Consider the following 12076-nt stretch of genomic DNA (forward strand, 5'->3'; position numbering starts at 1 on the left):
GGAGCCTTGTCTGCTGTCCATTTCAGGTCTCAACTGAGCTGCGTGTTGCAAACAATGAAGAGAATTTACACTTAGAACTAAGTTCTATCTTTTACCACTTGATATAGTCAGATTAAAATCCTCTTTTTGCACAAAAAAAAACATGCCCAATACGCGTTTATTACAGCAACTCGAATTCATTCGAGAAATTGATAAACTCAAATACATTTTTCGTAAGTCCAGGCTATTTGGCAGTGACCGTCATGAAAACGATGCGGAGCACAGCTGGCATTTGGCGATGATGGCTGTAGTGCTTGAAGAGCATGCCATCGCTCCCGTTTCGCTTTTGCGAGTGATCAAGATGCTGCTCATTCATGACATAGTTGAAATAGACGCTGGGGATACCTTCTTGTATGACACCACCAAGGATCATAACAATACAGAAGAGGAACTAGTGGCCGCCAATCGCATTTTTGGGATCCTTCCTGAGGATCAGCGAGATGAGTTCATCAAGATCTGGCAGGAGTTCGAGGCAGGGGAGTCGGCAGATGCCCGCTTTGCTAAAGCCCTGGACCGACTAGAACCCGTGATGCAAAATGCCTCCAATGGAGGGGGAACCTGGCAGGAATTTGATGTGCCAAAAGAAAAGGTTCTTAATAAAATTCAAGGTATCAGTAGAGGTTCGGATACTTTATGGGCTTATACGCAACAGCTATTGGATAAGTGTGTAGCTGACGGATTGCTGAAAGCTTAAGAATCCGCTGCGTATCTTGGGTTGCCTTCGGCAAAAGATTTGAAGTCTTCCATAAACTGCAAGCTTTGCTTCTTAAATGCCTTTTTTCCCATGAAAAAGGCCATAAACTTCATTAAACCACTAAATTCAAACTCTGTTTCACTGACCCACCTCGTCTGATTTCCTTGATCGTAAAAATAGTTGCGCTGTATATTGAAAGCACCTTTGGTATCATAGGTGCCATGAAAAGCATCCGGCAAGCTGCGCTCAGTGATCGTTTCAATCATTTCCATCTCACGTTTACCCCATTTGTATTTGAGCCTTGAGGTGGCACCACGAGTTCCGGGCTCGCCATCCAGATGCTCGAACGAGATAAATCCCTTTTGCCAATACTTCATGTTGTCAGGGTTGTCAAACTTTTCGATGACCTTGTCTCTAGGTAAGTCGATAGTGATTTCCAGGTTATATTTCATTTTTAGGTTAATGTGTTTAGAGTAAAGCTAATGGATTTGTAGGTTTTGAAGAAAATGGATACTGAGTAAACAGGTGGCGAAATTTAGGTGTTCAGGTTGAAGCCCCATTTTTAAGAACTCCTTTATTGCGGTATGGACAGGACTCGAATCGCAGCGGCGCACCGTCCGCGACTTCTTGCGTATCAGGCCTGTTGAGTTTTTGAGATGTTTGTTGGAGTTTAAGAATGAAATGCTTGCTACTAGTGGAATAGGGTGGATTAGACACAAAAAAAGGAGGCTCATCTGAAAACTCCTTTATTGCGGTATGGACGGGACTCGAATCGCAGCGGCGCACCGTCCGCGACTTCCTGGGTAACAGGCCTATTGAGTTTTTGAGATGTTTGTTGGAGTTTAAGAATGAAATGCTTGCTACTAGTGGAATAGGGTGGATTAGACACAAAAAAAGGAGCCTCATCTGAGAACTCCTTCCTTGCGGTATGGACGGGACTCGAATCGCAGCGGCGCACCGTCCGCGACTTCCTGCGTATCAGGCCTGTTGAGTTTTTGAGATGTTTGTTGGAGTTTAAGAATGAAATGCTTGCTACTAGTGCAATAGGATGGGTCTGATACAAAAAAAGGAGCCTCATCTGAGAACTCCTTCTTTGCGGTATGGACGGGACTCGAATCGCAGCGGCGCACCGTCCGCGACTTCCTGCGTAAAAGGCCTATTGAGTTGATGAGCTGTTTGTTGGAGTTTAGGAATGAAATGCTTGCTACTAGTGGAATAGGGTGGATTAGACACAAAAAAAGGAGCCTCATCTGAAAACTCCTTTATTGCGGTATGGACAGGACTCGAATCGCAGCGGCGCACCGTCCGCGACTTCCTGCGTATCAGGCCTGTTGAGTTTTTGAGATGTTTGTTGCGGGTTAAGAATCAAATGCTTGCTACTAGTGGAATAGGGTGGATTAGACACAAAAAAAGGAGTCTCATCTGAGAACTCCTTCCTTGCGGTATGGACGGGACTCGAATCGCAGCGGCGCACCGTCCGCGACCTCCTGCGTATCAGGCCTATTGAGTTGATGAGGTGTTTGTTGGAGTTAAAGAATGATTGCTACCAGTGGAATGGGATGGGTCTGATACAAAAAAAGGAGCCTCACCTGAGAATACCTTCCTTGCGGTATGGACGGGACTCGAATCGCAGCGGCGCACCGTCCGCGACTTCCTGCGTGACAGACCTATTGAGTTGATAAGAGGTTTGTTGGAGTTTAATAACGAAATGATATTGCTATTAGTGGAATAGGGTGGAATAGACACAAAAAAAGGAGCCTCATCTGAGAACTCCTTCTTTGCGGTATGGACGGGACTCGAACCCGCGACCTCCTGCGTGACAGGCAGGCATTCTAACCAACTGAACTACCACACCAGTGCAATTATCATTTTGATCAAAGCCTAACACGAAATGAATTGAATCGTGAGTAGGTAAAAAAAGGAGCCTCAATGATGAAAGCTCCTTTTGCGGTATGGACGGGACTCGAACCCGCGACCTCCTGCGTGACAGGCAGGCATTCTAACCAACTGAACTACCACACCTTTGATCTTTTTGGGACGCTTACACTCGTTTGTGTGCGTGTTTCCCTCAATTGCGATGCAAAACTATGTGCTTATTTGATTAAATCCAATAGGCCAATTCAATTATTTTTATCCACATTTTCGATATCGTTAAAACTGTCGAAAAGGGGATTTCTTTCTACATTTGTCCCAGTAAAAAATCAAAGCATGCACTTAGAGTTCGAAAAGCCAATAGTAGAATTAGAAAGCAAGCTGGCAGATATGAAACAGCTAGCCCAGCAGAGTGATGTAGACGTAACAGATGCCATCAAAAAGCTGGAGACAAAGATTACAACCCTTAAGAAAGATACCTTTACCAATCTTACGAGGTGGCAGCGAGTGCAGCTGTCCCGTCATCCTGAGCGCCCGTACACCCTGGACTATATCTATGAGATCTCTGATGATTTTGTAGAGTTACACGGTGATCGTACTGTAAAAGACGATAAAGCCATGGTGGGAGGTTTTGCTACCATAGATGGTGAGTCGGTAATGATCATTGGACAACAAAAGGGGAGAAATACCAAGCAGCGTCAAGAACGTAATTTTGGTATGGCCAACCCTGAAGGGTACCGAAAAGCTTTGCGCCTCATGAAGTTGGCTGAGAAGTTTAACAAACCCATCATTACGCTGGTGGACACTCCGGGTGCTTATCCAGGGTTAGAAGCGGAAGAACGCGGACAGGGAGAAGCCATCGCTCGAAATCTCAAAGAAATGATGATGCTCAAAGTACCAGTGGTGAGTGTGATCATTGGAGAAGGAGCTTCTGGTGGAGCATTGGGGATTGCCATCGCAGACAAAGTTTTAATGATGGAAAATACCTGGTATTCGGTGATATCGCCTGAGTCGTGCTCGTCGATACTGTGGAGAAGCTGGGATTATAAAGAACAGGCTGCTGAAGCACTCAAGCTTACCGCAAAGGATATGCTGGAGCACAAACTGATTGATGGTATTATCAATGAGCCGCTTGGAGGTGCGCATTCAGATATGAAAGCGGCTGCTTCTCAGCTGAAAAGCGATGTGCTAAAACACATCAAAGCCTTGAAGAAACTTTCAGAAGATAAGCGTATACAACAGAGAATAGATAAATTCTCTGATATGGGAGCTTATAAATAATTGACAATGAAAATTGGTTTAGTGCTTTCGGGAGGTGGTGCCAGAGGAATCGCTCATCTTGGTATTATGGAGGCACTTCTAGAATCTGGAGTACGTTTTAGTGTGGTGTCCGGATCGAGCGCCGGAGCTCTTGCAGGAGCCTTATACTGTGCTGGTCACTCACCTAGAGAAATTTGCCAGATTATTGAAAAAACCAATTTTTACAGAGCTTTCAGGCCTTCTTTTAACAGCAGAAGCCTGCTAAACATAGAAAGAGCTTCTGGGGAGTTGAGTAAATACTTCCCGGAAGATTCTTTTGCATCTCTCAAAATCCCTCTTCGGGTAACGACCACAGATATTTCCAAAGGCAAGGTAAAGGTTTACAAGCGAGGACAGCTCATACGCCCAGTGTTAGCTTCTTGTTGTATTCCAGTGGTTTTTGACCCTGTTCGTATCGGAAAACGCACACTTGTAGATGGTGGTATACTGGATAACCTTCCATATAAGCCAATCAAAAAGGAGTGCGATAAAATCATCGCTTTACATTGCAACCCTATAGATAAGGGGTATCGTCCGGGTAACTGGAGAGACCTGATGGAACGCTCCATGATGCTTACGGTGACACAGTATGTGCACAGTAAGAAAAAAAACTATGATTTGTTTTTAGAGCCGCCAGGAGTGAGTAGATATAAGGTGTTTGATTTTAAGAAGGCTCAGGAAATTTTTGATTTTGGATATGAGTATGCCCAAAAAGAGATAGCTTCAGGTGCGTTAGAAAAGATCGGACTCCATGAAAAAAGCGTTCTTTAGTGTATGTTTTAGGCTTACGGGCTGGAGGGTAGTAGGGCAAAGACCTGTGCACTTAAAAAAGTATGTGCTCATAGTAGCCCCACACACTAGCAATTGGGATTTTTTTGTGGGTGTGGCAGCCAGGAGTATTTCAGGGCTGAAGAGTGACTTCCTGGCAAAGGACTCCTTGTTCAAAATTCCACTTGTAGGTTGGTTTTTACGGAAGGTTGGAGGGCATCCTGTAGACCGATCACGTAAAATGAATATGGTGGACCAGGTAGTGGAGCTGTTTCATAAACATGAAGAGTTTGTGATCACTATAACCCCAGAGGGTACCAGATCTTATAACCCGAATTGGAAAACCGGGTTTTATAGAATAGCTGACAAAGCCAGGGTGCCAATAGTACTTGTAGGGTTTGACTATGAAAAGCGAACAGTGGAATACCGAAAGCCTTTTATTCCTACAGGGGATTTGGAAAAGGAACTAGAAGAAATCAAAGCTTACTTTCGTACCGTGAAAGGAAAGCATCCGGAAAAAGGAGTGAGGTAATCGGAGCGGATGCCTTGCAAATAAAAAAGCCCCGATCAACGGGGCTTTTTGTTATTTCTTCTTTGTGGTTCGTTTTGTTCGGCGCTTTGGCTTCACTTCTTCCACAATTTCATCTTCTACGTCTGCGAGAATACGTCCACAGTGCTCGCATACGATGATCTTTTTCTTTTCTCTGATCTCAGCTTGCATTTGTGGAGGCACCACGTTGAAACAGCCACCACAAGCACCTCTTTTTACAGGTACCACAGCAAGTCCGTTTCGCATATTGTTTCTTACTTTGTCGTAAGACTTCAATAAGCGATCTTCTACTTGCTTAGCAGCTTTTTCACGATCTTTTAACAGCTTTTGTTCATCAGCTTCAGACTCCTGAGTGATGGTTTCCAATTCAGCCTTTTTCGAATCAAGATCTTTGCCTCTTTCAGTAAGAATGCCTTCAGTTTCGGCGATCTCCTCCTTCTTTGCATCAATCTTCACAAAAGACTCCTTGATTCTTTTTTCAAGAATCTGAATTTCCAGCTGCTGTAGCTCAATTTCTTTGCTGATCGCATCATATTCGCGGTTATTGCGAACATTCATTTGCTGCTCTTCATATTTTTTGATGAGCTTCTCAGCGTCTTTTATAGCAGTACGGTTGCTTGAGATATTGTCTTCCAAGTCGGCCAATTCCTGCTTTTGCTTCTCAATCCTCGTCTGGTAACCAGCAATCTCATCTTCAAGGTCCATTACCTCATCAGGCAAAGCACCTCTTACTTTGATTAATTCGTCACGTTCTGAATCGATGGATTGTAATTTTACGAGGTTTTCGAGCTTTTTCGCTACAGTATTTTCCATGCAGTATTACAAATAATTGATAGGATTCGTTTGTACGTCCGATAAACGGAGTGCAATATTAGTGAATTTTTCGCTTAATATATCATAAAGCAAATCCTTTGTGAATTGCTCACTTTCGTAGTGTCCAATATCCGCAATGATGGTCTGTCCATCGGCTTCAAAAAACTCGTGGTACTTAAAATCCCCTGTGATAAATACATCTGCACCCTGACGAATAGCGCTACTAAGCAGGAAGCTTCCTGCTCCACCGCAGAGAGCCACTTTTGATACCTTGTTACGGGTAATGGCTGTGTGACGAATGCATTTGGTCTGCATTTTTTCCTTTAACCATGCCAAAAACGCAGCAGTGTCCATAGGATTTTCAAGTACACCGATCATTCCAGACCCAACATCCTGGTGCTTGTTCGAGAGCGACGTGAGGTAGTATGCTACTTCCTCATAAGGATGTGCCTGTCGTAAAGATGCCAGTATTTTGCCCGACAAGTGGTTAGGAAAAATGACCTCCACCCGGTCTTCAGTTACGGTTTCATCTACATGCTGAGCACCGATATGTGGATTGGTGTGTGCTCCAGGTCTAAAAGTACCAGTGCCGGCTACACGAAAACTACAGTGGTCGTAATCGCCTATACTTCCAGCACCAGCAGCATAGAGTGCATCCAACACTTCCTGAGTGTTATCTTTAGGTACAAAGGTGGTTAGCTTAGTCAGTAGGCCTGATTTGGGGCTCAAAGTGCGTACCTGCTTTAGGCCGAGGCGTTCTGCAATCCTACGATTGACGCCCAGGTGATAGTTGTCCAGATTTGTGTGGATAGCATAAATCGCTATGCCATTTTGGATAGCTTTGATAATGCATCGTTCTACCCAGTGATTGCCCGTGAGGCTTTTCAACCCTTTGAAAATAAGCGGGTGATGGGCGATGATTAAGTTGTCACCATTTTGAATAGCTTCTGCGATTACCTCTTCTGTAACGTCCAGGGTAAGGCTTATTCCTTTAACTTCTGAATTTGGATTACCAACTAAAAGCCCACAGTTGTCATAAGACTCCTGATATTCCAGAGGCACAAGTCCTTCCAGGTAATTGGTTATATCTTTGATTTGCATAGATTCAAATATGATGTATTGGTGGCAAATAATTCTATTTCCTTTTGCTTTGCTTTTCGATGTGATCACGAGGCTCCGTAACCGTTTGTATGATCGGGGCATTCGGCAAAGCACAAAATTTGATACAAATGTAGTGTCGATAGGAAATCTATCCATAGGAGGCACGGGTAAAACCCCTATGCTCAACTATCTCATCGATTATTTTCATGCGAAAGACTGGAAAGTGGCAACGCTTAGTCGTGGATATGGGCGCAATACTAGAGGCTTTAGGCTTGCAAGCACTGAGGATAATGCCGATAGTATAGGTGACGAGCCATTTATGTACTACACCCGCTACAAAGGCGTAGTGCCAGTAGCGGTAGGGGAAGAGCGTGACTTAGCGTTGTCCGAATTGTACTTACATGAGCCTGACACTCATGTGGTCCTGCTAGACGATGCGTTTCAACACAGGCGCTTGCTGCCATCTGCTAGCATCATGCTCACTACTTATCAGCATCCTTTTATGACGGACTTTCTTTTGCCAGCGGGTAGGTTGCGAGAAGCCAGAAGTGGTGCTCGACGAGCAGATATCATTATTGTCACCAAATGTCCGGAGAATATTTCTGGGGCTGAACAGGTCAAATACCGTGAGCAAATCCGATCATACAGTGATGCAGAGGTCTTTTTTATGACCACTGTTTATCACCAACCAAAACCCATGTTTGAAAACGACATTCCACTAAAGCGAAATGTAGTGGGGATTTCAGGGTTAGCGCATTCGGGCTCATTTGAAAGGCATCTACAAAAACACTTTGGAGTAAAACTCACTCACCATTACCGCGATCACTATCGCTATAAAAATCAGGACGTCAAAGACATTATTCAAGAGCTCGACGATGACACCAGCCTCGTTACCACAGAAAAGGATATGGTAAAACTTAGACATTTTGATGCACTGCAGCGTTTCTCCTGTTTTTATATCCCTATCGAAATGAAATTTATAAAGGATGAAGCGTTATTTCTTTCTACAATGGAGTCTAAGTTAAAAAACTATGTGGATGACCCGAATTGATTATACTTTTGCCACGTGAAAAGAATCCTGACATGTATTATAGCTGCCATGAGCACGGTAGCATTGTTTGCTCAGATCACAGATGATTCTACCAAGCTGGTGTACAATGCCAATACCACTAGGATCATTCTAGAGTCAGATTTAAAAAACAATATTGAATCCGAAAGACATCCTGACACCACTCTTTACGAGTTGGAAAAATTTACTCCATTGGATCAGGCGGATTTTAAATATCAAGACCTTGGCAATGTAGGAACTGCGATGTTCCCTATTTTCTATCCTGTAGCAGACGAGATCGGACGCACAAGTGGGCTTTCGGCCTACGACTATTATATGGTGTCTCCGGAAAGCTTCAAATACTATAACAGCAAGTCTCCATTTATGGACCTCATGGTGGTGTTTGGTGGAAAAGGAAGGTCAGTTGTGGATTATTCATTTAGTAGAAATGTAAATGAAAACTGGAATTTTGGATTTGACATCTATCGCATCACTTCTGACAAACAAATAGGTAAAAGTGGACAGCAAGACCGAAATGTTGTAGGGACTGTAATAGACTTATACACCTACTATCAGCATCCGGAAAAGCCCTATGAAGCAATGGTACATGTAGCCAACATGGGTTTTAACATTGAAGAAACAGGAGGTATATATGTAGATGATATTTCAAATGCATCCAGTGTAGATTTATTTGAATATCAGGATTCGGATATTCAACTCAGCGAAGCACGATCTTTTGAAGACCGCTTTCATTTCCACCTATACCATCAGTACAACTGGACCAAACAGCTTCAGTTTTATCATCAGCTTGATATCAAAAATCAGGAGTCGGGCTATCAGGATTTTAGAGATGGGGGCGGCACTTACAATACCTATACTGATTATTATGATCAATTTTTGCTGGGGGTAGACAGTACCTACAGACAAATTAAGTGGAGTGAAGTAAGTAATGAAGCAGGAGTAAAAGGAGACCTGGCCAATCTATTTTACCGGCTTTACCTAAAACGTCGGGATTTGAATATGGATGCGATCTATGAAGATCCCACAGACAAATTCAGCGAAATGTTTTTGGGAGGCTACACCCGGTTCAACTGGCGAGACAAGTTTAATGTGGAAGCGCAGGCCGAACTGATGCAGTCGGGTGAGTATAAGCTAATAGGAAACCTCAACTCCGATTTGATTTTTGGCTCCTATAAATCCTTGCGCCTGAAACCTTCAGTGTTCAGTGATAGATACTTTGGCAATCATCAGGACTGGGACAATTCGTTTGCTTCAGCATTTACCAATGAGATTACTGGTGGTATACAGCTAGATCTCAAATGGCTGACCATCAGACCAAAAGGACGACTTTTGTCTCGAGATAAATTTATATACTATGACGAAAATCGCACCGTACGCCAAAGTGATGAGGTGGCCATAATGGCATCAATCGGTGGTGATTTCAACCTCAAGTTGATTACCAATAAAGAATATAATGAATCGATACACCTTGAAAATGAAGCCTATTTCACCAAAGTAAGTGGCAACGGTGCACAGTACATGCCTGTGCCAGAGTGGTTTTATAATGGAAGGCTTTTTTGGAGAGGGTTTTGGTTTAACAACACGATGGGCGTGGAAGTAGGGGTAAACCTCCATGCAAAAAGCCAATACTTTGCTCCTGCATATGCTCCAGAAATCCAGCAGTTTTATCTGCAGGATGAGTTTCGCATCGAAAACTTCTACACCGCTGACATCTTTTGGAGTATGCAGGTCAACAACGTACGGGCATTTGTGAGATGGACCAACTTTAATCAAACCGGATTCACGGGGTATTTTATCACCCCATATTACCCAGGGCAAAGCCGAACTCTGGATTTTGGTGTGCGCTGGCTCTTTTACGACTAGAATACATGGATACGCAAAAAACAGTACTAGGACTTAACCTCCCTACCGATCCTCGCTGGGTGAATATCGCTGAAATGAACATCGAGGATATCCTCGTAGATCATGCCTACTGCGAGCAGAAGGCAGCCTCTTCCTGCATTTCGTTGATCGTGCAGTATCCCGACAAAGAAGAGATCGTGGAAATGCTCACTCCAGTGGTAGCGGAAGAATGGGCCCATTTTGAACGAGTGATTGAGCAGATTAAGAAGCGTGGCTATAAGCTCGGTAAAATGCGCAAAGACGAATATGTAGCCGCACTCAGTCAAATACTGAAAAAGGGTGGTAGCCGCGAGCAACAGCTTGTTGAAAAGCTCCTCATGAATGCGTTGATAGAAGCACGTTCTGCTGAGCGGTTTAAACTCTTGTGGAAAAACATTGGTGATGAAGAATTGTCACGCTTTTACTATGAACTTATGGTGTCGGAGGCGGGTCATTATAATAATTTTATAGACCTGGCCAAGACTTATATGCCAGAGGACTATGTGGTAAATCGCTGGCAGGAATTTCTGAGTGAGGAAGCTAAAATCATGCAGTCTTTGGAAGTAAGAGGTGATCGCATGCACTGAAGTCACTCACTATGACTAGCCTTTAAATCAAATCGATAGCCTAAAGCAAGTAACCCACATCCTTCAGGAAGACTGCCCAGACTAGCAAAACGCATCAACTACACAGTAATCAGGTCTTTTGTTTCTTCTTTTTGGCTGCAGGAAACAGGATGTTGTTAAGAATGAGCCTGTATCCGGGAGAGTTGGGATGGAGGTTTAGGTCAGTGGGTTGCTCATTGACGAAGTGCTGGTAATCCTCAGGATCATGCCCGCCATAAAACGTCCAAAACCCTTTACCCATAACCCCATGTATGTACCGGGCTTCGCCTACCGAGCGGTTTTCGCCCATGATTACCACGTCTGATTTAATCAGTGATTTTCTGAAGGCCGTGGTTTGCCCCATAAAACCTTTAATGATGCGTTCATGATTTTGGGTAAGCATAGTAGGGATGGGGTCCCATTTCGCAGAAAATTCGAACAACGAAAAGAAATCATTTTCTTGGCGCAAACCTCTTTCTCTTGCTTGCATATCGATGTTTGAGTATTCGTACTGATAGGGGTCACGTTCTATCAAAAAGTTTTCAAAAGCCATGGTCTCAGAAAAATCCAATTTGTTTTGGGCATTGGGGTCCGCAGGATCTCCATCGTACATGGATTCTACTATATCCAGACCTTCGGCCGAAAGAGCAATGTCGTAGGTGTCTGTGGCAGAGCACATGGCAAACAAAAATCCTCCACTGGCTACATACGCTTTGATTTTCTTAACCACGGCCAATTTCAGGTGTGAAACTTTCGAAAAACCATGCTTACGTGCAGATTCTTCGTATTCCCGCTGCTGCTGCTGGTACCAGGGAAAGTGCTGATAGGTCTTATAAAACTTACCATACTGTCCTGTGAAATCTTCGTGATGCAAATGCAGCCAGTCATATTTTGGAAGTTCATTGTACATGATTTCATCGTCGAAAATCACGTCATAGGGGATTTCCGCATAGGTAAGCACCAGTGTGACAGCATCATCCCAGGGCTGCTTGCTTTTGGGCGAGTAGACCGCAATTTTCGGATATTTTTCCAATTTCATCACATCCATATTTGATGCAGGGCTTCCAATCTGCTGGATAATGCTATTGGCCTGAGCATCACTGATGACCTTGTAGGAAACGTTTCTGATTACGCACTCATTTTCAATGCGTTGGAGGTGTTTTACCATAAAGCTGCCCCCTTGATAATTGAGCAACCAATCCACAGGCACTTCCTGAGTAAGCATCCAGTAGGTGATTCCATATGCCTTTAGGTGGTTGGTTTGGCTTCCATCCATTGGGATCAAAATATATGCGGCTTTAGCCTGTAGCGCACCCGCCAGCAAGATCAATACTATCCAATTCCTCATCACGCATCAATTTTTCTTGTACTAACGATCTCTCAAA

At 43.8% G+C, this 12076-nt stretch carries 11 protein-coding genes and 2 tRNA genes; 7 read left to right on the top strand and 6 right to left on the bottom strand.

Translation table 11 applies throughout. The annotated features are described in order from the left end of the window. Positions 1-142 precede the first annotated feature (142 nt). Complete coding sequence (locus C7460_RS19270) at positions 143-733, top strand: HD domain-containing protein (RefSeq protein WP_115869772.1); 591 nt, start codon at positions 143-145, stop codon at positions 731-733. Here the strand turns inward: C7460_RS19270 and C7460_RS19275 are convergent. The 3 genes from C7460_RS19275 to C7460_RS19285 all read right to left on the bottom strand — a co-directional run bounded on the left by C7460_RS19275 (position 730) and on the right by C7460_RS19285 (position 2755). Next, positions 730-1185, bottom strand: coding sequence for an SRPBCC family protein (locus tag C7460_RS19275; protein WP_115869773.1), 456 nt, complete (start codon positions 1183-1185; stop codon positions 730-732). The two genes, C7460_RS19270 and C7460_RS19275, sit on opposite strands and share 4 nt — an antisense overlap. Before the next feature lie 1329 nt (positions 1186-2514). Then, positions 2515-2588, bottom strand: a tRNA-Asp gene (locus tag C7460_RS19280). A 93-nt stretch (positions 2589-2681) separates the two neighbouring features. Continuing rightward, positions 2682-2755, bottom strand: a tRNA-Asp gene (locus C7460_RS19285). Positions 2756-2941: 186 nt separating this feature from the next. Here C7460_RS19285 and C7460_RS19290 point away from each other — a divergent pair. Genes C7460_RS19290 through C7460_RS19300 form a run of 3 tightly spaced genes read left to right on the top strand, consistent with a single transcriptional unit; the run spans position 2942 to position 5204 of the window. Beyond that, positions 2942-3886, top strand: coding sequence for an acetyl-CoA carboxylase carboxyltransferase subunit alpha (locus C7460_RS19290; RefSeq protein ID WP_115869774.1), 945 nt, complete (start codon positions 2942-2944; stop codon positions 3884-3886). A 6-nt stretch (positions 3887-3892) separates the two neighbouring features. Continuing rightward, a complete protein-coding gene (locus C7460_RS19295; protein WP_115869775.1) occupies positions 3893-4675 on the top strand; it encodes a patatin-like phospholipase family protein in 783 nt (260 codons plus the stop codon). After that, entirely contained in the window at positions 4656-5204 is a 549-nt protein-coding gene (locus C7460_RS19300; RefSeq protein WP_115869776.1) for a lysophospholipid acyltransferase family protein, read from the top strand. The genes C7460_RS19295 and C7460_RS19300 overlap by 20 nt, the downstream gene beginning before the upstream one ends. Before the next feature lie 51 nt (positions 5205-5255). On the opposite strand, the gene C7460_RS19305 is transcribed toward C7460_RS19300, so the two are convergent. Both C7460_RS19305 and C7460_RS19310 read right to left on the bottom strand, forming a co-directional pair. Next, the gene (locus C7460_RS19305; RefSeq protein ID WP_115869777.1) at positions 5256-6035 is read right to left on the bottom strand and encodes a zinc ribbon domain-containing protein; all 780 of its coding nucleotides are present in this window, start codon (positions 6033-6035) and stop codon (positions 5256-5258) included. A 6-nt stretch (positions 6036-6041) separates the two neighbouring features. Then, a complete protein-coding gene (locus tag C7460_RS19310) occupies positions 6042-7136 on the bottom strand; it encodes a Nif3-like dinuclear metal center hexameric protein (RefSeq protein ID WP_115869778.1) in 1095 nt (364 codons plus the stop codon). Positions 7137-7146: 10 nt separating this feature from the next. Between C7460_RS19310 and lpxK the strand changes: the two genes are divergently transcribed. From lpxK to miaE, 3 genes are read left to right on the top strand one after another with little or no spacing between them, the layout of a single operon-like run. Beyond that, a complete protein-coding gene (lpxK, locus tag C7460_RS19315; RefSeq protein WP_115869779.1) occupies positions 7147-8187 on the top strand; it encodes a tetraacyldisaccharide 4'-kinase in 1041 nt (346 codons plus the stop codon). Between the two features lie 15 nt (positions 8188-8202). Further along, positions 8203-10068, top strand: coding sequence for a putative porin (locus C7460_RS19320; RefSeq protein WP_115869780.1), 1866 nt, complete (start codon positions 8203-8205; stop codon positions 10066-10068). A gap of 5 nt (positions 10069-10073) precedes the next feature. After that, the gene (gene miaE, locus C7460_RS19325; protein ID WP_115869781.1) at positions 10074-10673 is read left to right on the top strand and encodes a tRNA-(ms[2]io[6]A)-hydroxylase; all 600 of its coding nucleotides are present in this window, start codon (positions 10074-10076) and stop codon (positions 10671-10673) included. Between the two features lie 109 nt (positions 10674-10782). On the opposite strand, the gene C7460_RS19330 is transcribed toward miaE, so the two are convergent. Next, complete coding sequence (locus tag C7460_RS19330) at positions 10783-12039, bottom strand: asparagine synthetase B (protein WP_115869782.1); 1257 nt, start codon at positions 12037-12039, stop codon at positions 10783-10785. Positions 12040-12076 lie beyond the last annotated feature (37 nt).

The sequence above is a fragment of the Marinoscillum furvescens DSM 4134 genome (genome assembly GCF_003386095.1).
GTDB lineage: Bacteria > Bacteroidota > Bacteroidia > Cytophagales > Cyclobacteriaceae > Marinoscillum > Marinoscillum furvescens.

Excerpts from the sequence above, each read along its gene's own strand:
- C7460_RS19290 (WP_115869774.1), top strand. The coding sequence starts at position 2,942 with ATGCACTTAGAGTTCGAAAAGCCAATAGTAGAATTAGAAAGCAAGCTG.
- C7460_RS19300 (WP_115869776.1), top strand. The coding sequence starts at position 4,656 with ATGAAAAAAGCGTTCTTTAGTGTATGTTTTAGGCTTACGGGCTGGAGG.
- C7460_RS19270 (WP_115869772.1), top strand. The coding sequence starts at position 143 with ATGCCCAATACGCGTTTATTACAGCAACTCGAATTCATTCGAGAAATT.
- C7460_RS19275 (WP_115869773.1), bottom strand. The coding sequence starts at position 1,185 with ATGAAATATAACCTGGAAATCACTATCGACTTACCTAGAGACAAGGTC.
- miaE (WP_115869781.1), top strand. The coding sequence starts at position 10,074 with ATGGATACGCAAAAAACAGTACTAGGACTTAACCTCCCTACCGATCCT.
- C7460_RS19330 (WP_115869782.1), bottom strand. The coding sequence starts at position 12,039 with ATGAGGAATTGGATAGTATTGATCTTGCTGGCGGGTGCGCTACAGGCT.
- C7460_RS19310 (WP_115869778.1), bottom strand. The coding sequence starts at position 7,136 with ATGCAAATCAAAGATATAACCAATTACCTGGAAGGACTTGTGCCTCTG.
- lpxK (WP_115869779.1), top strand. The coding sequence starts at position 7,147 with ATGATGTATTGGTGGCAAATAATTCTATTTCCTTTTGCTTTGCTTTTC.
- C7460_RS19295 (WP_115869775.1), top strand. The coding sequence starts at position 3,893 with ATGAAAATTGGTTTAGTGCTTTCGGGAGGTGGTGCCAGAGGAATCGCT.
- C7460_RS19305 (WP_115869777.1), bottom strand. The coding sequence starts at position 6,035 with ATGGAAAATACTGTAGCGAAAAAGCTCGAAAACCTCGTAAAATTACAA.